15 protein-coding genes and 4 pseudogenes are annotated in these 20133 nt (G+C 59.7%); 8 read left to right on the top strand and 11 right to left on the bottom strand.

Annotated elements, in window-relative coordinates; genetic code table 11:
* Positions 1–285: 285 nt before the first annotated feature.
* A complete protein-coding gene (locus A3C3_RS0107175; RefSeq protein ID WP_022713925.1) occupies positions 286–1824 on the bottom strand; it encodes an FAD-dependent oxidoreductase in 1539 nt (512 codons plus the stop codon).
* 233 nt (positions 1825–2057) lie between these two features.
* On the opposite strand from A3C3_RS0107175, the gene A3C3_RS0107170 reads away from it, so the two are divergent.
* The 5 genes and pseudogenes from A3C3_RS0107170 to A3C3_RS46775 form a co-directional block, all read left to right on the top strand.
* Entirely contained in the window at positions 2058–2324 is a 267-nt protein-coding gene (locus A3C3_RS0107170; protein ID WP_022713924.1) for a hypothetical protein, read from the top strand.
* 80 nt (positions 2325–2404) lie between these two features.
* Positions 2405–2530, top strand: a pseudogene (locus A3C3_RS45060) (ABC transporter permease); the annotation flags it as partial.
* A gap of 427 nt (positions 2531–2957) precedes the next feature.
* Positions 2958–3094, top strand: a pseudogene (locus A3C3_RS46780) (VOC family protein); the annotation flags it as partial.
* 146 nt (positions 3095–3240) lie between these two features.
* A complete protein-coding gene (locus A3C3_RS0107160) occupies positions 3241–4032 on the top strand; it encodes a class I SAM-dependent methyltransferase (protein WP_022713922.1) in 792 nt (263 codons plus the stop codon).
* Positions 4022–4190, top strand: a pseudogene (locus A3C3_RS46775) (N-acetyltransferase family protein); the annotation flags it as partial. The gene A3C3_RS0107160 and the pseudogene A3C3_RS46775, both read left to right, overlap by 11 nt.
* A gap of 74 nt (positions 4191–4264) precedes the next feature.
* On the opposite strand, the gene A3C3_RS0107155 reads toward A3C3_RS46775, so the two are convergent.
* Complete coding sequence (locus A3C3_RS0107155) at positions 4265–4921, bottom strand: DUF1062 domain-containing protein (protein WP_245278810.1); 657 nt, start codon at positions 4919–4921, stop codon at positions 4265–4267.
* A gap of 489 nt (positions 4922–5410) precedes the next feature.
* On the opposite strand from A3C3_RS0107155, the pseudogene A3C3_RS46770 reads away from it, so the two are divergent.
* Positions 5411–5548, top strand: a pseudogene (locus A3C3_RS46770) (4-hydroxybenzoate octaprenyltransferase); the annotation flags it as partial.
* 245 nt (positions 5549–5793) lie between these two features.
* Here A3C3_RS46770 and A3C3_RS0107150 read toward each other — a convergent pair.
* Positions 5794–6714 carry a LysR family transcriptional regulator gene (locus A3C3_RS0107150; RefSeq protein ID WP_022713919.1) on the bottom strand — a complete coding sequence of 307 codons (921 nt, stop codon included), beginning with the start codon at positions 6712–6714 and terminating at the stop codon, positions 5794–5796.
* A 322-nt stretch (positions 6715–7036) separates the two neighbouring features.
* On the opposite strand from A3C3_RS0107150, the gene lysA reads away from it, so the two are divergent.
* The gene (gene lysA, locus A3C3_RS37950; RefSeq protein WP_022713918.1) at positions 7037–8341 is read left to right on the top strand and encodes a diaminopimelate decarboxylase; all 1305 of its coding nucleotides are present in this window, start codon (positions 7037–7039) and stop codon (positions 8339–8341) included.
* Between the two features lie 185 nt (positions 8342–8526).
* Here lysA and A3C3_RS0107140 read toward each other — a convergent pair whose 3' ends face one another.
* On the bottom strand, positions 8527–11604 hold the full coding sequence (locus A3C3_RS0107140) for an AAA family ATPase (RefSeq protein ID WP_022713917.1): 3078 nt from the start codon (positions 11602–11604) through the stop codon (positions 8527–8529).
* Positions 11601–12743: an exonuclease SbcCD subunit D gene (locus tag A3C3_RS37945; RefSeq protein WP_022713916.1), complete on the bottom strand. Its 1143-nt coding sequence runs from the start codon at positions 12741–12743 to the stop codon at positions 11601–11603. Before A3C3_RS37945 ends, A3C3_RS0107140 begins: the two co-directional genes overlap by 4 nt.
* A 76-nt stretch (positions 12744–12819) precedes the next feature.
* Here A3C3_RS37945 and A3C3_RS0107130 point away from each other — a divergent pair, with 76 nt between their 5' ends.
* Positions 12820–13650, top strand: coding sequence for a BrxR family transcriptional regulator (locus A3C3_RS0107130; RefSeq protein ID WP_022713915.1), 831 nt, complete (start codon positions 12820–12822; stop codon positions 13648–13650).
* A 217-nt stretch (positions 13651–13867) separates the two neighbouring features.
* Here A3C3_RS0107130 and A3C3_RS0107125 read toward each other — a convergent pair whose 3' ends face one another.
* From A3C3_RS0107125 to A3C3_RS0107100, 6 genes are all read right to left on the bottom strand, one after another.
* Positions 13868–15160, bottom strand: coding sequence for a hypothetical protein (locus A3C3_RS0107125; RefSeq protein ID WP_022713914.1), 1293 nt, complete (start codon positions 15158–15160; stop codon positions 13868–13870).
* 44 nt (positions 15161–15204) lie between these two features.
* A complete protein-coding gene (gene hutC / locus A3C3_RS0107120) occupies positions 15205–15936 on the bottom strand; it encodes a histidine utilization transcriptional repressor HutC (protein WP_022713913.1) in 732 nt (243 codons plus the stop codon).
* 61 nt (positions 15937–15997) lie between these two features.
* Positions 15998–17011 carry a zinc-dependent alcohol dehydrogenase gene (locus A3C3_RS0107115; protein WP_022713912.1) on the bottom strand — a complete coding sequence of 338 codons (1014 nt, stop codon included), beginning with the start codon at positions 17009–17011 and terminating at the stop codon, positions 15998–16000.
* The gene (gene hisD / locus A3C3_RS0107110) at positions 17008–18342 is read right to left on the bottom strand and encodes a histidinol dehydrogenase (protein WP_033419603.1); all 1335 of its coding nucleotides are present in this window, start codon (positions 18340–18342) and stop codon (positions 17008–17010) included. Before hisD ends, A3C3_RS0107115 begins: the two co-directional genes overlap by 4 nt.
* A 42-nt stretch (positions 18343–18384) precedes the next feature.
* The gene (locus A3C3_RS0107105) at positions 18385–19185 is read right to left on the bottom strand and encodes an ABC transporter permease (RefSeq protein WP_028739461.1); all 801 of its coding nucleotides are present in this window, start codon (positions 19183–19185) and stop codon (positions 18385–18387) included.
* Entirely contained in the window at positions 19182–20126 is a 945-nt protein-coding gene (locus A3C3_RS0107100; RefSeq protein ID WP_022713910.1) for an ABC transporter permease, read from the bottom strand. The genes A3C3_RS0107105 and A3C3_RS0107100 overlap by 4 nt, the downstream gene beginning before the upstream one ends.
* Between the last annotated feature and the right edge of the window lie 7 nt (positions 20127–20133).

Raw genomic sequence — 20133 nt, 5'->3', positions numbered from 1 at the left:
ACCCGCTCTGCCTGCCGTTTGGTGTAAGGCCCCATTGGCTGAGTCCTTTGTTTGCCGCAGCGAATCTGGCAGTACCACTTATTGTCATCGTTCGAGAAGATATCGACCGAGGTAGATGTCTCGTGGGGCTCATGCTTGGCGACCTCGTCGATAAACTTAATGAGCCTTGAGTAGTGCTTGGCGGGTGCAACTTGCACGCCAGAACCGAGATTGTGAAGTACGCTCGACATAGTTCAGCTCCATTTCCATCACTGCGCCGGTGCGAACGTTTGCACCTGTGCATCGTCAGCGGGCTGCCATTTCACGCTCCATGGCCACCTCGATCGTCAGATTGTCTATGTCACGGGAAATCGAAGCGGCAGCCAATAAATGTCCGTCACGCTTGAAGCGCAGCAGACAGTCCCTGCCAGCGATGTCCCCTTCGACCGTGATCTTATCCCATCGTTCGGCGTGGCCGACATAATTGATCCTGACGTCGTAGTGCTGGCTCCAGAAGAACGGCACGGCTGCGAACTTTTCATTCTGACCGAGCATATTAAGCGCCGCGGTTTGCCCCTGCCTCTCGGCGACCACCCAATGCTCGACGCGAATGTCCTCTCCGCTATAGGGATCGGGCCATCGCGCAATGTCACCGGCCGCGAAAATTCCAGGGGCGCTGGTTTGCAAAAAGCTGTTCACGACGACACCGCGATCAACAGTCAGCCCTGCCATTTCCGCGAGGCCGGTCCGCGGTCGTACGCCGATGCCGGCGACAACGAGATCAGTGGTTAGCGTTTTGCCGCTGCGAAGTACCACCTCGTTGCCATTGATACTGCTCGCGATGTCCTCCATGTGGAAAACGACGCCGTTCTTCTCGTGAAGGGCCTGGATAAAATCGCCCATCTGTGGACCCATAACCCGGCCCAGTGGCTGCTTGTCGGGTGCAACGACTTGGACGTCTATTCCGCGAGAGAGCAGGGCGGCGGCGACCTCGAGGCCGATAAAACTGGCGCCAAGCACGACGACGCGCTTGGCAGTCTTGGCCTGCTCAATTATGGCCCGACAATCGGAAAGCGAGCGTAGCGTATGAACATGGGGCTGGTCGGCGCCTGGAATGGTCAGGTGAACGGGTTCTGCACCGGTCGCAAGCAGCAACCTGTCATAGGGAATCGAGCCTCCGCCAGCGAGGATGACCTCACGGGTGTGCGGATCGATGCGAACCGCTTGCGTACCGAGACGGAGGTCAATCTGGTTTTTCGAATAGTAGCTCTCTCCCCGCAGTGGGACCCAGTCCTCCGGCGCCTTACCGGACAGGAAGTCCTTTGAAAGGTTCGGTCGGTCGACAGGCGGCGCTTCGTCGTCGCTGAGCATGACAATGCTGCCCGGATACTGCTCGCGCCGCAGCCTCTCGGCCGCGGCAAAGCCGGCCGCACCGCCGCCGACGATGACGATCTTCCCCGGCATTGCTTCCGCAGACGGCTCGCGTGTTGTGGGTTCTGTACGCTTGCGCTTTCCGACTACGAAGATATTGCCGTCGCGTTGCTCCACCGACCAGCATGCCAGCGGCCTGAAAGCCGGTGCGCGCAGAGCCTCGCCAGTCCTCAAGTCGAAACATGCGTGATGCCAAGGGCAGCGAACGGTGTCGCCGGAGACCAGACCGTCGACGAGGGGACCGTTGTAGTGCGTACAATGTGCGTCCACGGCGAATATGTGCGGCCCGCGACGCATGAGCAGCACCTGCGCATCGCCGCAATGGCCGACAAGCTTACTGCCGTCGGGAAGATCGGCAAGTGAGATACCTCGCACCAAATCTGGCCCAATTGTGTTTGTGTGCTTAGGAGTCATTCGTCTTCTCCTTGGCTTTAGAGGTCTCCTCGGCGGGGCGAAGGGCGAACTCTGTTTCGCGGTGCCTTTGATCTCAATGTTGCGGCTGCCGGTCGCCATCTATGCCGGGCAGCTTGCTGTCATTGGACGCGGTAAGCAAACGAATTTAATAGCTTGTTGCGTGCAATTTTGTTGCTGGATGTTTCGTTCAAGCACCGATCGGCAAGGTGACAGAATCGCCTTGTGGCCGCGCGGTGAAGAAGACCGATCCGGCAATTGGCTATTGGGCCAAGGAACTTGCGCCAATCGAAACCGTCATGGATTTTGAGCGCAAGCTCGCCGAACCAACTGATGATGAAATGCTTGCCTTGCAATCAGCTTTGGAAAACGCCGGCGCTGTGTTCATTTCTGACAACGGCCGTGGCATCGGTGTGCGTCTGAAGTTTACAAAATCTGAAGCTAAACGTATCGCCATACCGGAGAATGAAGGTGGCATAGTTGCACCTGACCGCGTGCCGTAGTCTCGCCCTGCGGATTGTTTCATTAACCTGCAGAGTTCCATCCACCCAAAAACGATCGCCCCCGACATCGCCCTGCTCGCAAGCCCATCGCGATCCTCGGAGACCAGGCCGGACCTGTGGCTCTCGTGGCCGGCCCGATTTGGGTGCTGATAGCCATCGCTCACTGGCGGTACGCCACCGGTAAATACCAAGGTGCCGGCGGCTGAATGGCCAGCGGGGCACAGGATCGGCCGGTTTGCGGCAGGAAGAGCAATTTGCGGCTTCGAGAAGACGCGCCGGGTTCGGCCATTCAAGGAACGGTGTTTCGACCTAGCGTTCGAGCCCGCAGTGTGCATCGAACATTGAGCCCCGAGAGCACGCTAAATTCCGCAATCGAACAAAATAAGATATTTTGCCTCCGCCAGGGTCAATGTTCTGCGCCGAAAGGGGACAAACTTCCGTGCATTTTCACAGAAAGTGGTCGCGTTGTAGACACGCCACCATGAAGCGGGCAGGAATTGGCATGGGTGAACTCTTATCTTGACGTGAATATCTCGGCTCGGCCAGCCTCAACGGTTCTGCTGTAGGGCGCGTCGGCTTCAAAGCCGGAGGGGCATTGCCCGCCTACATCAAAGTAAACCGCAGTACGCGCCCATGCCAAATGTCGAAAACCTAAGAAGGCAAGCCAAGCAATACCTGCGTGGCACCGTGAACGGTATTATCCTGTCGCGGCGCAGATCAGGTCGTTTCTAGCTCGGTTCGGGGAGCTGCCCGACACCGAAGTTCTGGAGACGATGATTTGTGGCGATATTTTTCAAGGATTCCAATTTAACGAAGTTGTCTCGATCAGAGGGGAAACTATCCCCGCGGGCGTAAATGCCAAAGGCGTGCGAGGCTCTTTCCTGTCGCCGGCGGGCCTTTCGAAGGAGAAAAGAGAGTGACCCAAGTATCTGAAGCCGAAGTTGCTGCCCGTTGGGACGACAATGCCGATCAATGGGCACATGATGTCCGGAACGGCTACGACACTTATCGCGAGCTATTTACCTTTCCGGCGTTTCAAGCCTTTCTGCCAAGTATCGCAGGATTGGACGTCATCGATTTTGGCTGCGGCGAAGGCTCCAACACCAGACGGTTCGCCGAGTTGGGTGCACGAATGACCGGCATCGATCTTTCCGAGAAAATGATTGGACATGCACGTAAGGCTGAGCACCACGTCCCACTCTGCATCCGGTATGAGGTCGCATCCTACACCGGAAACACCGGTTTCGAGGATGCCTCCTTCGATGCCGTCGTATCGACGATGGCCTTGATGGACGGGCCGGATTTTCCAGCGGCGATGCGGGAGGCCTTCAGGCTCTTGCGGCCGGGTGGATTCATTGCGTTCAGCGTTCTGCACCCCTGTTTTATTACCCCCGGATTACAGTGGCAGAGGGATGTCAAAGGAAAGCCGACTGGCTTGGTCGTTGCTCGATATTTCGACCAAACCAATTTTGTTGAGAGTTGGCGCTTTGGTGACCGGCCGAGCGATGAGGACGTAGCGCTGTTTGAGGTGCCTCGCTTTCCGCGCACCCTCTGTGAATATCTCAATGGCGTCGCCCATGCAGGGTTTCGGATTGTTGACGTCCGCGAGCCACAACCGACGCCGGAGGCGTGCGTGGCCGCACCGCGTTTCGCCAGATGGCGTGATCTGGCCGCGTTTGTGCTTATGATCCGGGCGGTACGCGCTTGATCACGGCATCGTGCAATTGGAACTGGCTGTGAGCGCCGAAAACCCAGCGGCCATACGTTTCTACAACCGTGAGGGATTTTCTCAGGTGGACCGATATTCCCAAGCGCGTTGCGCACGTGGGGAAAGAAATCGATGATGTCATCTGGTGCGTCGGCTAGTCCGCTAATTGCCATCAACCGCAAGAAGCCACGCGCAACAGGTTGCGATCCTGCTGCGCGTGCGGGGCTGCCAACTATCGACCACACGCGGCCATCTCGATGGATACTCGATCATTCAGCTCGACAACATCGAGTACCAGCCGCGCCCCGGTCCTGACGCGCCGTCGCAGCATATCTCTCCCATCGGTATCAGATCGGAGCGCAGAAGCGGCCCAAAGCGACTGCACGCGATTGCGGGACAAGCCAAACTCGGAGGCAATCAGCTTGTCGACGCGAATGCTTGCTAGCATCGGCACGACCAGGTTGATTTCAACCGCGGACCATACCGGCGTCATACTGAGAACGACCTTGCGCACATCAGCATCATCGAACTCACCGATACGCCGGGTCCTTCGTCTCAGTGCGACAAGGTCGAAGGCTCGGGCCCTGATCCAGGTGGGATCGTTGCTCTGGAGGGCCTGTAGCGTTTTGGCGTCAATGTCGCCGATACTGCGGCGTTCGAAAATAGGCCGGTTCCAGGTCTTGCTGCATGCTGAGCACTCATAGATCAGCCAGGCATCAAGCTTTTTGCCATTGGCATTCAGCCTCGCCTTTCCGCTGCATTCAAACGGCTTCGGGGCAGAGCATGCGCTGCAGTCCAGCCACGGCTGCGGCGGAATTTGCGGGATAATCGTCCATTCAACTCTAAGAAGATTGCTCATGTCGTCTTGGTCTTCCTGAAGGAAGCTCATCAAGACGGTGGCGAGACCATAGCGGGCACGGCGTGGCGATGTTTCGGGTGCGAGGGAAGAGCTGAGACAGCAGAAGCTGGCGCATGGCACATTTCAACAATGCCAAACCGGTCTCATACCACCACCCGACGAACGTGATCATAGCCAGGATGAGCGCGAAGCTATCCTGTCCCATGAGGGTGAAACGGATTGAGACCGGTGTTTACGACGGCAAAGTGGAACCTCAATGTGCGCAAGCTCTTCGTCTCAAGCCTATCAAATGAAATTGCACTTTAAAAGAGACATTGTTGCGATTTCTGCAATCAATCAGTCTAAGCCCCGCTAAAGCTAGTATTGACGTTTCACCTGTCGCATCCTCGCCCCGGCGGCATTGTTATAACCGTCGGCGAGGGGTCCGAAACCCATCACAACAGCGGTCGTTGCGATAGCTGCAAAAGGTCCGACATCGCAGATATGGGAAGAATTGAGACACGGAACCTGGATTACACCATGACTAGTTTAAGCTGCCCAGACTTAAGCGACATTCATCGGGGCGACTGGGTAGATCCCCGGTTGCCGACCGCATGGCGGCCATATACGCGGTTGGCACGATTTGATCGCCCTGTTGGAACATGGCTGACTTATTTTGCCCCTGTACGGAACAGCTCGTTTTCGGACAGAACCCGTTCAACGTTGCCCTTCAAGCAATGCTATCAAACACCTCGCAGGACATGACCGGTGGACCGATCCCGTCACGCAGCAAAGTGAGCAGCCTGGCGATACCGGAAACTGCTCAGCTGTCGCAAAACTCCGGATGACTTGTTGATATCGAGGGGATCCGCCGACCGTTCTTATCGAGGTTGTCTCGGCGAGCACTGGACGAAATGTGCTGGCTAAAGGCTGACGAGTGAAGCGATCTGCTTTTTGATGAGTTTGGCTTGTTCGATCAGCGCGCTCTCGAAAATCTCCACTAAGCGCGACGGCGGCCGATGGATTGGCCGCACGATGTTAACAGAAAACGGTATCGATACAGAGAATGGGCGAATGTGCACGCCGTTGTGCGCATAATCCAGGGCAGTCAGGGGATTGACGATCGCAAGGCCGATGCCTTCACGCACCATGGCGCAGATGGAGGCGGCGCTATGAGTGTCGATGACCATTCGGCGTGTTGTACCGGTCTCCCGAAATATCCTGTCGATCTGCTGCCGGTAGCTGTCCGTAGCCGACAAGCTGACAAAAGGTTGTCCCTCGAAATCGCCCGGAGAAAGGATTGTCTTTCTCAAGAGAGGGTGCCCGTCCGGTAGCACGCAGACCTCATCCAGCATCACCAGCGCGGTTGCTTCCGTAGCCTGCGGTGCATGCCCGATTTCCGTCAGCCCGAAGTCGTAGCGCTGAGCCGATAACCATTCCTCCAGCAAAGGCGATTCCTGGGGGGTGATGCTTATTCCCACATCGGGGAACCGCTCGGCAACGAGCCTGCATGTTTGCGGCAGGAGTGATTGCGAAAATACCGGAAGACACACGATTGAAAGCTGGCCTTGCTCAAACCGGCGTAGCGACGTGGCGGTGCGGACAATTCGATCCAGCCCAAAATAAGCGCGCTGCACTTCCTCGAATAGTTGCAGCGCATGCGCAGTCGGTCGCAGCCGCCCCCGTATGCGCTCAAACAGTTTGATTTGAATAAGATATTCGAAGCGTGCCAGTTCCCGGCTCACGGTGGGTTGGGAAGTCTTCAGCATGTCGGCGGCACCAGTGACGCTCCCGGTCGTCATGACGGCGTGGAAGACCTCGATATGCCGAAGAGTGACGGACATTCATTTGGCTCCCCGGCCTTGCACGTATATCAAATATGAAAGGATCGCGGAATTATTGATATTTTGAATATGACGATATTCGTGGTGAAACCAAGCTGAAATTGTATCCCCACAGACGCAATCACCAAAACGCAAGCTTGGAGGCTCATCGCGCACATCTCTTATAATATCGTCGGCGTTGGGCACTGGGTTGTTCAATCTCAGCGAAGCACTCGGCCTGGCCGTTTTTCCCGAAGCCTGCCTCATCATCTTGTCCTGTCACCTTTCCTCAATCCTGCCCTGACTGCGCACGCTGCCAGGCCGCCTATGAGAAACCCGCGCCATGAAGAATATTCCCGCAAACCTCCTGACCCGCCTCGCGAACGAACATGCAACGCCTTTGTGGGTCTACGACGCCCCGACGATCCGCGATCGGATAAAGCAGCTCGGCGCCTTCGACGTGATCCGTTACGCCCAAAAGGCATGTTCCAACATCCATATCCTTTCCCTCATGCGCGAGGCGGGTGTGCATGTGGATGCGGTATCGCTCGGGGAAATCGAGCGCGCGCAACGTGCGGGCTTTTCCACCGCCCGCACGGCCAGCGGCGCGGCGGGTATCGTCTATACCGCTGACATCCTCGACCGCTCGACACTTCGCCACGTCGTGAAAGACAAGGTGGAGGTGAATGCCGGATCGACCGACATGCTGCACCAGCTCGGGGAGATGTCGCCCGGTCATCGCGTCTGGCTTCGGATCAACCCCGGCTTCGGCCACGGCCACAGCAAAAAGACCAACACCGGTGGCGAGAGCAGCAAGCACGGCATCTGGCATGACGAGCTTCGCCAGGCCGTGGAACTGGTGCGGCGCTACCACCTGCACCTTGTCGGATTGCACCTGCATATCGGATCCGGCGTCGATTACAGACACCTGCAGCAGGTGTGTCATGCTATGACTGGTCTGCTGCGTGATCTGGATCATGATCTCGAGGCGATCTCGGCGGGCGGCGGTCTCTCCGTTCCCTATCGTGAGGATGAAAAGGCGGTCGACACGGCGCATTATTTCGAGCTTTGGGACAAGGTCCGCAAGGAAGCTGAAAACCGGTTCGGCCACGCCGTGCGCCTGGAGATCGAGCCAGGGCGCTTCCTCGTCGCGGAGGCCGGATTGTTGCTTGCGGAGGTCCGCGCCACGAAGCAGATGGGCCGCAATCACTTCACTCTTTGCGATGCAGGCTTCAATGATCTGATGCGGCCAGCGCTCTATGGCAGCTATCACGAGATTTCCGTGCTGCCGCGCGACGGGCGGTGTTTCTCGTCTTCCAGCCTGCGCCCGACAGTGATCGCCGGCCCGCTCTGCGAGTCTGGTGACGTGCTCACCCAGGGACCGGACAGCGTTGTCGAAACCCGAAACCTGCCGCCCGCCCAGGTCGGTGATTTCCTGGTTTTCCACAATGCTGGGGCTTACGGCGCGTCAATGTCGTCGAATTACAACAGCCGCATGCATGCCGCCGAATATCTCTTCGACGGCGCGGCGTCGCGGCTCATCCGCCGGCGTCAGACGATCAATGATCTTTGCGAGGCGGAGTTCATCCCAGAAAAAACCGCCGGAGTGGCGGAAGCCGCAAGAAAGCTTTGCGAAAAAATGCCCTGATGCTAACCGCAATTGCATTTGAAATAGGCACACATCCACGGAAATGAAACTAGAATCACCTGTTTAAAGCCTAGCACATCGGCCCACGACACAGCTTGGCTGAGGTCCCGAGTGGGTCAGAAGGAAACCGTAGACGTCGTCTCTCCTCCCGGAACAAGCGGTCACCCATCTGCCAGGGCCATGTTTCAATTCATTCCTCGTGCCTCGACGAAACTTCCCCGCGGTTCTTTTCGCACATAAAATCCGTTCGGAATTGTCTCCTGCACCAATGGCACGTGAGAAATCAGACCCACCACGCGCCTCTGACCTACGAGATTGGTAAGTACCTGCAGGACCTGATCGAGCGTGCCGGACTCATTTTGGGTATCGAGACTCCCAAAACCTTCGTCGATGAAAATGGTGTCGAGCCGCACCTGCCCGCTCACGCTCTCGACGATATCAGAAAGACCAAGCGCCAAGGCCAAGGCGGCCATGAACGTCTCGCCACCTGACAATGTCGACGTAGGACGCGCCTTACCGGTGTGTACATCAAACACCCGGATACCAAGGCCGCGGCGCGAGCGGCCTGCTCCACCTTCGATTTCACGTTCGAGGCTGAAGCGACCGCCGCTCATAGGACCAAGCCGTTGGTTTGCTGCGACCAGCACCTGGTCGAACATCGCACCGATCGCATAGGTCTCAAGGTCCAACCGCAACGGATTTTCAGCATTGAACAGGGCCGCAAGCGTTCGCAGCGAGGCCGTCTCTGTTTCGATCTCGTCGAGGCGCTTCAGTTGACTGGCGATATCGAGCTGGAGCTTGTCGAGTTGCCGCAGCCGCGCCTGCGCCTGGGCACGCGCCGTCTTGGCAAGATCGAGCATCTCGTCTGCCGTGTCATAAGCCTCTTGCAAAGTACGGGTATCTGGCCGTTCGCGGCCCTCCACCGCGCGTCTCGACGTCTCTTCGTTGCTATGCGCTATCGCCAATGCATTGCGGTAATCTGCGATCTCCTGAGCATCAGCCTCGATCGCGCCGATCAGCTGCTTGAAACCGTTGAATTGAGGTTCCGTCAAGCCGCTCTTCGCCAGGCGGGCCCTGAACTCCGCTTGCGCCTTATCTCGGCGAACAATGGCATTCTCATACGCCTGCCTGGCCGCGTCTGCTGCTGTATTGGCAATGATCGCGGCTTCACGGGATCGGCGTGCAGCATCCTCCGCAACTCTTGCCGCATCCATTCGAGCTGCGAGCTGGCGTTCATGTTCGGAAAGCACGGCAGTCAGTGCGTCCGGCGTCCGCAGTTCCTGGGGAACCGTCGCGATCGCCTGCTCGAACCTATCGCGCGCGAGCGCTTCATTGGTTTTCGATGTCTCGAACGCCGTGCGGAGGCCATCGCGCTCCTGTTCCGTTGAGCCAATCTCGGTCGCTAATGTGGTCAGTGCGGCCTCAGCCTGGACGAGATCGATTGCCGGACCGAGCTCTTCGATCTTCCGGCCCAAGCCGGCAATCGCGGTGCGGAGATCGGCGGCCGGCTGTTCAGGCTTAGGGAGTGCGCCCAGTCTTTCCTGGCGTTCCTGCCATTTCGCTTGCGCGGAAGCGAAATGGCGAGAAGCGTCCTGCTCGGACCTTTGCGCTTCCTCCCATTGGGCCTTCGCATCTCTAAACGACTGATCGAGACCGGCATGCTCGGCCCTGCCGACAGCGGGCAGAGGGTGCTCGGTCGACCCGCAGACAGGGCAGGCCCCGCCCGCTGCAAGCTTGGCAGCCAAATGAATAGCTTGGGCCTCAGCAAGGGCGGCCTCTGCAGCGTCAAAGCGCAACCGCGCGGCCTGTGCCCACTGGACCGCCTCTTCGTTTTTTGCTTTCAATGCCTGCATTTCGACGCGCGCCCTGTCGGCGACGTCGAGAGCAGCCTGATGGAGCTCGGCTGTTTTAAGCTCATTTTCAACGAGCAATCGCTGATGGACGAGCCGCTGGCGCGCGGCATCCTTCTCCCGAATGGATCCAAGTGCCCGCTCCTTTTCGAGTTTCCGGCCACGCATTTCCTCGATACGCGCCTCGACGCGATTGAAAGCCTTCTTCGCCTGCTGAACGGCCTTTAAGGCTGCATCCGCCTTGTGGGCGTAAAGGCTTGCGTCGGAAAGGGTCCGTTGATGGCGTCCAAGCGTACCGACCGCTTGCCGCAGGGCCTCAATTTCTCCCGATCTTTCCCGTTCCTCTTCGTGCGTTCTGGCGGCGACTCCAGCTTCTTCCGCCGCTGCGTTGTTTGCCTCCGCGGCCGCTCTCATTGTTTCCTCAGCTTCGAGACTTTCCGTCTCAGCACCTTTCGCGTGGCGCTCGACGTCCAGGAGCGCTTGGGCACGCTTGGCATTGTCGACGCGCTCCTGCAGTTCACGGATATGCTCAGCCTTTCCAATGAGGGCTTCGACATCCGACCTGGCTTTCTCGGCGGCTCGAAACTGGTCCTCGAGCTGACGGGCGGCAGCAAGTGCCGTGCGTGAAGCATCGAACGTCTGTGCGGCCGCCATCTCCTTCAGGGTTTCCGCGTCATGGACGACTTGCGCCTCGTCAATACCGGCCGCAAGTGCGTCGGGACTCTCAAAACCCTCGGCCGAAAGTCGCCCTGCGCACACTTCACGTTCGTGCCGAACCCGCCGCTCAGCTGCCGCCGCATCCTCCTTGAACTTTGCCGCCATGCGCCGATACATGGAAACATCAAAGAGCTCACGCAGGATCTCAAGCCGCTTATCGGTCTTTGCCGCCATGAACGTCTCGAACTTACCCTGTGGCAACAGCACGATCTGCCGGAATTGTTCAGCACCATAGCCGAGGAGCTGGACCACAGCCTCTTTGACTGGACCGGTCTTCTTTTCCGCAATGACCTGGCCGGGGTTCGCGTCGGTTATGTCCTCGAGTGGAAGTCCGGTGGCGTCAAAAAGCCAGGCTTCATGGATATCCCTGGTCTCACCGTCACCACGCTGTTTGGGCCGGGTCTGCTCCGGCCGTCGGCGCAGAACATAGCGCTTGTCAGCGATATCGAATACGAACTCGACTTCGGTCGGAACGCCGGGATCAGCATGATCGGAGCGAAGCGACGCTGTCTCTTGTTCAGCTTTAGCTGCCTCGCCGAACAGCGCGAAGGTCATGGCACTGAAGATCGATGACTTGCCGGACCCTGTCGGCCCGTAGATGCCGAAAAGGCCTGAGGCAATTGCGTCACGAAAGTCTACCACGACCCTGCCGGCATAAGGACCGAATGCCTGAATCGTCAGTCTGACCGGCCTCATGCCTTCGCCTCCACGCTTCGAAGATCAGACAGGGCAGACCCAATCAACGCCAGCTCCGCGTCGACCGGGTCTTCGCTGCGAACCTGCATCAGGAACTCCCGAATGACCTTTGAGGGATCCTGCAGGGTGGCTTGCACCTTGATTTCGGACATGATGTCGAGCGCCCGCTCATCTCGTGTATAAGTCAGTTGACAAGCGTTCGGGTACAGCTCGCGAAGCCGCTTCATCGGATCGATCAGCGGCACATCATCCGTCAGCACTGCCTTGATGAAATCGATCGATGGTTCCCCGTGCAGCAGGTCAGCGAACTTGCCGCGCAAGATCCTAACGCCCCGGGTAGGCGCGAATGGCAGTGCAGTGATCGCTACCCTGCCCTGTTCATCGAGATCGACGAGGCTCATCGACTTTACGCTTCCAGCCTCGTCAAAACCGAAAGCCAACGGCGCACCGGCATAGCGGATGTGCGGCATGCCAACCGAATGCGGCAGATGCAGGTGACCAAGCGCCACGTAGTGGGCACCATCGAACATGTCGTGGCGAACGGTCTCAATGCCACCGACCCGTGCCAGAGGCCGCTCTCCTTCACTGGAACTGCCGCCCTCTACAAAGGCGTGGGCAACCACGACCCAGCGCGCTCCTTCCGGAAGATGCCGCCGCGCCGCGGTGACCTGGGCGCGAATGACATGTTCGGGCATTGCGATCGTCTCATCGCCAAAGCAGTCGCGTGCGGCGAATTCGTAGCCGAATGGCAGTGCGGAAATGGCAACCGGACCAGCTGCGTCATGCAGGATCAGAGGTGTTTCGTCCGCCAAGAGCGGTCCGCGGATCAATGCTCGCCGTACGTCCGTCAGGACGGACATGGCGCCGATCCTGTCACCAGAATCATGATTGCCGGCAATCATGACCACAGCCGTTTCCGTCTCTCGCGCCACTCGGCCGAGAAAGGCGTTGAATTGCCGCACCGCGGTTGCGGGAGGAGACGCGCGATCGAAGATGTCGCCGGCGATTATGAAGACGTCGGGTCGGTACTTGTCTATCGCTTGCAGGATCTGGTCGAGGATCGCCGCATGGTCATCCTCAAGCGACATGCCATGGAACTGACGCCCGAGATGCAAGTCCGCAGTATGAAGCATCCGCATAATTAGATCCGTCTATTTTTTACATGTATAATTTTTAGATGGACAGTTCCCCGCGAGTCAAGCTACTTTTCCCGCTATGCAATTCGACGACCTGAAACATGCTCAGCGCGAGCGACTGATCTTTCTCGATCAGTGTCTGACGTGGCGTGGCATGGCCAACCGGCGCGATCTGATCGACCGCTTTGACATCTCTACCGCTCAGGCAGCCCTCGACTTCCGCCTTTATCTTGAGCGTGCCAGGCATACGCCTCCCACCTACGATCCTGTGCGGAAGACATATCTGGCAGCCCTCGACCACAAGCCTCTTGTCCCTTCCACGTTGAACGAGGCTTTCGCGACCGTGCTGGCTGAAAGCAACCTGCCCCTCTCTGTCGCCCTACCTCAGCCAGAACGTCGCGCTGATGCTTCCGTGGTGTCGCGTCTTTATCAAGCGATGAGAAACAGGTGGGCGATTCACATCCAGTATACGTCGATGACGTCTGGTGCCGATGCCGGACAATGGATTGTCCCCACACATTTCGTGTCAGATGGCGAAAAGGTTCACGTGAGAGCCTTCAGCTTCAAGCATGAGGCGTATCGAACCTATCTACCCATTCGCGTTAGCACCGGCAGTAGTTTTGAGACGCGTGCGCCGTCAGAGCAATTCCCCGACGACACGGATTGGAACACGCGGGCAAGGATATGGCTTAGGCCAAAAACCGGCCTGACGCCGGAGCAGGCGGCCGTCGTGCGGACCGAATACGGCTTCGAAGGTGAATTGCTCTGCGTCGAGACACGAAAAGCTCTCGAATTCTTTCTCGACCGTCGATGGGGTCTGGACCAGGAAGACGCCCGACTCGAGCGGGTGAGAACGGAGTACGATGACGACCTGGAGAAGACCGGGGGCCGGTCAGTCACAATCGGCTGACCGGCTGGATGCGACCGAACGACCATATGGGTCGTCGCGCTCAAGCGCTGTGTTCATTTATCCTGCACGTCGCGGCCTTTCGGGCAGGCGCGCCTCGATCGGCACTTATGCATTCTCGAGCACTTGAGGCAGCGCAAATCGACCGGTCAGCGGTATTCGCGGGAGCACAAGTTGATCTCGGTTACATCCTCGACACGGCCATGATGGTCGGATCATGTCAGCCTCTGTCGGGATCGATCATGTCCAGGAGGCGCGAAACTGTATCCTCGCCTGCCACTGGCTCGCTGCCGGCCATTACCGCGACGGAAAAGCCGACGAGCGAGGAAACGGGGTTATGGGTCGTGGCGCCGGCACGCAGGTTCATCACCAACGTCGGGCAGAGGAAAAGGCCCAGCCGGATGACCCGGCGCCAGTCGGCCGGGAGCATGCCCCGCGCCTTCAGTTCGCCAAGCAAGGGACGCCAAAGAGCTTCGGCCTTTACGTCCAGAAGGGAGCGTCGGACCGGGCTCGGCTCGAAATCGGTCGTGACCCGCAGCAGATCGCCGTCAAGCACCACGCTGGCCTTGTGGTGCTCGGCCGCCATGGCAGGATCATAGAGCCACAGCGGATGGGCGAGGATGTTGTGGAAGGTCGTCTTCACCTCGGCGAGCAGCGTTGGAATGTTCTCGCCGGCGAATGCGGGGTCGAAGAAGGACAAACGCGCCTCGCCGTCGTGCTCCTCGTACCAGACATTCGCGTTATGGGCGTCGCCATGTGCAGTCACCCCGCCCGCATCAGCCAGCCGCGACGGGTCGAGCCGCTCGTGCGCTGCATGGAAGAGGGCACCGATGCTGTCCCGGTATTCGATGCCGTTGACCGAAATGCGGCAGCGTGAAAACGTCTCCCAGTCGAGCGTCAAGTCGGGAAAGACGAAGTCCTTGCCGACATAGAAGCTTGCCATGCGCCCGCCCGGATAGGTGCCGGCGGGCGGATCAATCAGCCGCTCGGAGAACAGCCGGTGGATCGGCTCGGCCGCAACCTCATCGGCGCTCACCGGATGTAGCGTGTCGAGATAGACCTTCAACACGGCTTCGTTCAGCCTGCGTTCGGCGTCCACAGCCCTTTTTCGCGCCGCGGCATCGTCCTTCAGGTCCAGCGTCCGCAGAACATCGGAGAAGCGGGGATCGGTCCGCCGGCGATAGACGAGGATCTGTTCACCCGGAAGCGCCGACATCAAAAGAGGCTGGTCCACCGGCAGGCCAGCCCGAGCCAGGATGTCGGCGCGGTAATATTCGCCGCTCATGGCCTCCTCCCCCTCTTCCTGGTGGAACTTGAAGAAGAATGCACCATCGGCGGTCTCGAAGAAGCCGTTGAGCGAATTGAGGCTGTACTGATCGTGATTGATCACGACATTCTTCGGCTCGATCTCGAAAAGGTCGCGCAGCAGTTCGGCCAGTAATCGTTCCGCCTTGTCGTCCCCGGCTTTGGCTATCGTCCTGATTTCCGCGGTGCGGCTCATGGTCTGGCTCATGACATTCTTTCCGGATGGATCGTTCTCAGTATGGGGATCGGCGGTCACTTGCCGCCGTGCAGATAGCGGCTGCCGAGCGAATAGCGGCTGCCGACATAGGTGAACGTGTTGACAGTAGCGACGACCGGCCCGGTCCAGGTCTTGCGATGCAGAACCAGGCAGCAGTCGGCGGGACGAATGTGCAGCAGGCGTCCCTGATTCTCGCCGGCCGGCAGGGCACTGATGAGGTGCTCCACCTCGGTCAGCGGGGTGGCGTTCTGCAGGTAGTCATAGGTGGCAAGCGTGCTGAAATCCTGGTCGATATAGCCGGAAACGAGATCGGGATTGACATAGCGTTCCTCGAGTTGGACCGGTCGGTCGTTCTCGAAATGGATCACGAGCGAATGGTCGACGGGTTTCACCGTTTCGAACTCGAAGGCGAGCAGAAGCTCGGCTTCCGGTCGTTCGATACGCTCGAGCACGACCACCTCGGCCCGATGCCGGCTGCCGCGCGCCTTGATCTCGGTGATGATGTTGCTGATCTCGATCAGCGTCGATTGCGGCCTGGGCGGAGCGATGAAGGTGCCGACGCCCTGTATGCGGCGCAGATGCCCCTCGGAGGTGAGTTCGCGCAACGCCCGGTGGACGGTCATGCGGGAGACGCCCAGCGTCGAGACGAGTTCGTTCTCCGACGGAAGGCGGCTGTTTCGGGCCCATTTGCCGCTGCCAATATTGCCGAGGACAAATGCCTTCACCTTCTCGTAAAGCGGCGATGCGGAATCTGAAAGTGCATTCATGGTTCACTGCCTCTTCCGCCGCCTCGACAGGCTGGCATCCAAAATCATGTGACGGACCGGACTAGCCCGCCACCTCGATGATCGTCTTCAGCGCCTTGCCCTCGCCCCGCAACAGCTGTTCGTAAGCCTCGGGCACGTCGTCGAGCGCCGGCAGCACCTCGATGAAGCGTTGAAGCGCGGGCGCGAGCTCGACGAGCAGCCCGACGGCCTCGGGCAGCTCGCCGGCGAAGGCATGGCTGCCGATGAGCGATATCTCCCGCTCGACCAGGATGTTCGGGTCGAAGTCGAGCTTGCCGTGAGCGATGCCGACGAGCGCAAGCGCTCCACCGCTCGACATGATGTCAAGCGCCAGTTCAATCGCCTGGATACTGCCGCTGGCATCGAGGGCATGACGCAGCCGTCCGCCGGAAAGTGCTGCTTCGATCTCCGCCTTGTGAAGAGAAACGACCGTGCCGCCGGTCACCTCGGCAACGAGAGCCGACCTTTCAGCATTGAGATCGGCCAGCAGCAGCGGGCCGTCATGCAGCCGGCAGAGAAGCAGGGCGCTCAACCCGCCGATCGCGCCGCAACCGATCACGAGAACCGGTTCCCCGGCCGGGACGGCGAGACGACGCACGGCGTGCAGCGCTACTGCCAGCGGCTCGGCCATGGCGGCGATATGCGGCGAAAGCTGCGGATCGTGACGGACGACCAGCCGGGCTGGTAGTTGCACCGCTTCGGCAAAGCCGCCGTCGCAAACCTCGCCGACGAAGCCCAGCGTCTCGCAGACGTTGCTGCGGCCGCTCATACAGGCTGGGCAGGTGCCGCACCACATGCGCGAATCCGCGGAGACGACATCTCCAACCGCAACATGGCTGACGCCTTCTCCGACAGCCGTCACGCGACCGCAGAATTCATGCCCCGCCGTGGAGGGGCGACGCGAGATCCACTGACCGGTACGGTAGTTGTGAAGGTCGGAGCCGCAGATACCGGCGGCCCTGATCCGGAGATTGACGAAGCCCGGTGGCGGGGCCGATGGCTCGGCCATTTCCTCCACCCGCAGAACCTTTGTATCGTGGAGCCGCACGGCTTTCATGTTCGGGCCCCCTTCTTCAGGTAGGCATCGCGTACCGGCGAGACGGCCAGCGCGTGAGAAGAGAAGCCCTCGTAGATTGCGAGATTGTGCGAGTGCCGGGCAAATTCCGGATAGGCGGATGCCGTTACAAAGCCGACGGAGCTACGCTTGACGAAATCCGCAACCGACAGCGGGCCGAAGGTGCGCGCCCAGCGGCTGGTTGGCAGTACGGCATTTGGGCCGAGCGAGAAATTGGCGATGCTGACAGGCGTATGGGTGCCCATCAGGATTTCGGAAGCCTCGGTGATGTGGCCGAGATGGATAAATGGCTCTTCCGACAGAAGCTCCAGATGCTCCGGCGCATAGGCGTTGACGAACTCGTAGCTCTCCTCGATCGAGGAGGTGAGCACCACGCCGCCCGTCTTGCCGGTGAGCACGGCCTTGGAGAAAGCGACGCGCTGCTCGGTCATCTTCGTCCAGTGCTCGGGAAGCGCTGCGAGCGCCTCTTCGGCGACGCGGCGGCTGTGGGTGACGAGATAGGCCGACGAATCCGCGCCGTGTTCCGCCTCAATCAGCAGGTCGAGTGCGGCAAGTCCACCATGGACCGTATCGTCGGCGAGGATCATCACCTCGGACGGACCGGCCGGAAGGCCGGTGTCGATGACGCCAGAGAGCGAACGCTTGGCAGCGACAACCCACGGGCTGCCGGGGCCGACGATCTTCAGCGCCGGCTTGACGGTTTCGGTGCCGTAGGCAACCGCCGCTACGGCCTGGGCACCGCCGACCTTATAGACGGTCTCGACGCCGGCAAGTCGTGCTGCGACGAGGGTTGCGCCATCGACGGAACCGTCCCGCGCCGGTGGTGTGACGATGGCCAGGTTCGGGACGCCTGCAACCGCGGCCGGAACCGAGGTCATCATCGTCACCGACGGGAAGGAACCCTTGCCACGCGGCACGTAAAGCGCCACCGACTGGATGGGCGTAAAGCGGTCGCCGGCAAAGGCGCCGGGACGGATTTCCTTCAGCCACATGGCTTCCGGCTTCTGCTCCTCATGGAACTTGCGGATATTGTCGATGCCGAACTTTATGGACTCGATGACGCTCGCATCGACCAGCTTGAAGGCCGCATCGAACTCCGCCTCGGTGACCTTGAGATTGGCCTCGGTGATATCTGCCTTGTCGAATTCGCGGCCGAACCGGGCAAGCGCCTTGTCACCTTCTGTGCGCACGGCTTCGAGGATCGGCGCGACCCTTTCGACGAAGCTCGAGATGTCGGTTTCCGAGCGGCGCAGCAGCGCCGCCTTTTCCTCGACGTTTAGCTTGGAATAATCGTAGAAAGACACGTTGGTCATCGTCTTGTCCTTGATGTCTGGCCCGCGCGGGGGCCGAAGGCGTCATTTCGATTTGAGGAAGATGTCGAGACCGACCAGGCGGTCGAGCAACGCGATCGCAAGTCCGGCGCAGGCGATGAATACCACCGAGATGGCAGCCAAATCGGGCGTGATGATCGAGCGGATGGAATTGTAGATCTGCACCGGCAGCGTCACACTTCGGGCATCGACGAGCAGCAGGCTGACCAGGAACTCATTGAGCGCGAGGATGAACATCAGCAGCGACCCGGTGATCACGCCCGGCAGCACCGCTGGAAGCGTTATGTAGAGGAAGCGCTGCAGCGGCGGGGCCCCGCAATTGGCCGCTGCCAGCTCGAGATCCGGCGACAGGTTGCTGGCACTCGCCGTTACGGCCCAGATCATGAAGGGCAGGTTGATGACGCAGCACGCGATGCCCACCGGCCACAGCCTGCCTAGGACGTTCATCTGACCGAAGACGAGCATCATGCCGATCCCGGAGCCGATCAGCGGAATGGTGAAGGGCAGCAGTAGGTAGATCTGGATGGAGCGAGCAAACCGTACCCGGTACTTCGCGAGTGCGATGCCCGCGAGCGTGCCGACGGGGATGGCGGTCACGGTGCAGATCGCGGCGACGATCAGCGAACGCAGGAAGGCCTGCCGGAGATCATTCGCTTGCGCGATTGCGCCGTACCATTTCAGCGACAATCCGTCCGGTGGGAAGGTGATGATGTTTCCGGCCGTGAAGGAAGCCCCGAGCACCACGATAGTGGGCGCTGAAAGCATGACGAGCGCAGTTGCGACGAATGCCCAGATGACGATGAACTTGCTTCGGCTGCCGGTCATTTGCGGTCTCCTCCCATAGCAAGCGTGCCCGCGCCGAAGAGCATGAACACGACGCCGACGAGGATGGAGCCCACCGCGACAAGCATAAGCGACAGAGTCGCCCCTAGACCCTGGTCGGAGGTGCGGAAGAACTGGTCGTAGATCGCGTTGGCGATGAAGTCCTGAGTGCCGCCGCCGAGGATGGCGGGAATGGCAAAATCGGTGAGCGAGAGCGTGACGACCACGAGCCCAGCGCCGACGAGCCCTGGCCGGGAGAGCGGCAGGACAATATGGTGGAAGGTGCGAACCCAGTCGGCGCCGAGGGAGGCCGCCGCCGCCTCGAGCTCGCTCGGGATCGCGGTCAGCGCAGGTGCCAGCATCAGGACGGCGAAGGGCAGCATGTATTGCACAAGGCCGAACAGAACTGCAGGGTAGTTGTAGAGCAGTCGCATAGTCGGCACACCGACGAAACCGAGCGCCTCGTTGACCATGCCCTGGTTGCCGAGAATGATGAGCCAGCCATAGGCGCGCACCACCTGGCCGATGAAGAAGGGCAAGAAGAGCGCCACGAGTAGGAACTTGCGAAGCGCCGACGACGGCGTGCGCACCATCAGGTAGGCGTATGGAAAGGCGAACAGCAGCGTGATTGCCGTGACAATCACCGCGCCCATGAGGCTGCGACCGGCCACCGTCGCGAAGAATTTCTCCGTCAGAACGCGCTGGTAGTTGGCGAGCGTGTAGGTCTCCGACATCAGGAAGGTATTGGTATCGAGTGTTCTCAGGCTCGTGTCGCCGATCTGGACGAGACCGAGCACCAGCAGCCCCACGAGCACAACCGCCGGCATCAACATGAGATAAGGCAGGCCTCGCCGGAAACTCGATGGCCAGACGATGGCCGCAAGGCCTTCAAGCACATCCATGACGCGCCATGTCAGAGGATACGCGGCACGGGGAGCGCGCATGATACCG

Source organism: Rhizobium mongolense USDA 1844, from assembly GCF_000419765.1.
Classification (GTDB): Bacteria; Pseudomonadota; Alphaproteobacteria; order Rhizobiales; family Rhizobiaceae; genus Rhizobium; species Rhizobium mongolense.
This window is presented reverse-complemented; position numbering and strand designations above follow the sequence as displayed.

Excerpts from the sequence above, each read along its gene's own strand:
- hutC (WP_022713913.1), bottom strand. The coding sequence starts at position 15,936 with ATGAATGCACTTTCAGATTCCGCATCGCCGCTTTACGAGAAGGTGAAG.
- hisD (WP_033419603.1), bottom strand. The coding sequence starts at position 18,342 with ATGACCAACGTGTCTTTCTACGATTATTCCAAGCTAAACGTCGAGGAA.
- A3C3_RS0107105 (WP_028739461.1), bottom strand. The coding sequence starts at position 19,185 with ATGACCGGCAGCCGAAGCAAGTTCATCGTCATCTGGGCATTCGTCGCA.
- A3C3_RS0107125 (WP_022713914.1), bottom strand. The coding sequence starts at position 15,160 with ATGAGCCAGACCATGAGCCGCACCGCGGAAATCAGGACGATAGCCAAA.
- A3C3_RS37945 (WP_022713916.1), bottom strand. The coding sequence starts at position 12,743 with ATGCGGATGCTTCATACTGCGGACTTGCATCTCGGGCGTCAGTTCCAT.
- A3C3_RS0107130 (WP_022713915.1), top strand. The coding sequence starts at position 12,820 with ATGCAATTCGACGACCTGAAACATGCTCAGCGCGAGCGACTGATCTTT.
- A3C3_RS0107175 (WP_022713925.1), bottom strand. The coding sequence starts at position 1,824 with ATGACTCCTAAGCACACAAACACAATTGGGCCAGATTTGGTGCGAGGT.
- A3C3_RS0107100 (WP_022713910.1), bottom strand. The coding sequence starts at position 20,126 with ATGCGCGCTCCCCGTGCCGCGTATCCTCTGACATGGCGCGTCATGGAT.
- A3C3_RS0107140 (WP_022713917.1), bottom strand. The coding sequence starts at position 11,604 with ATGAGGCCGGTCAGACTGACGATTCAGGCATTCGGTCCTTATGCCGGC.
- A3C3_RS0107155 (WP_245278810.1), bottom strand. The coding sequence starts at position 4,921 with ATGAGCTTCCTTCAGGAAGACCAAGACGACATGAGCAATCTTCTTAGA.
- A3C3_RS0107150 (WP_022713919.1), bottom strand. The coding sequence starts at position 6,714 with ATGTCCGTCACTCTTCGGCATATCGAGGTCTTCCACGCCGTCATGACG.
- A3C3_RS0107115 (WP_022713912.1), bottom strand. The coding sequence starts at position 17,011 with ATGAAAGCCGTGCGGCTCCACGATACAAAGGTTCTGCGGGTGGAGGAA.
- lysA (WP_022713918.1), top strand. The coding sequence starts at position 7,037 with ATGAAGAATATTCCCGCAAACCTCCTGACCCGCCTCGCGAACGAACAT.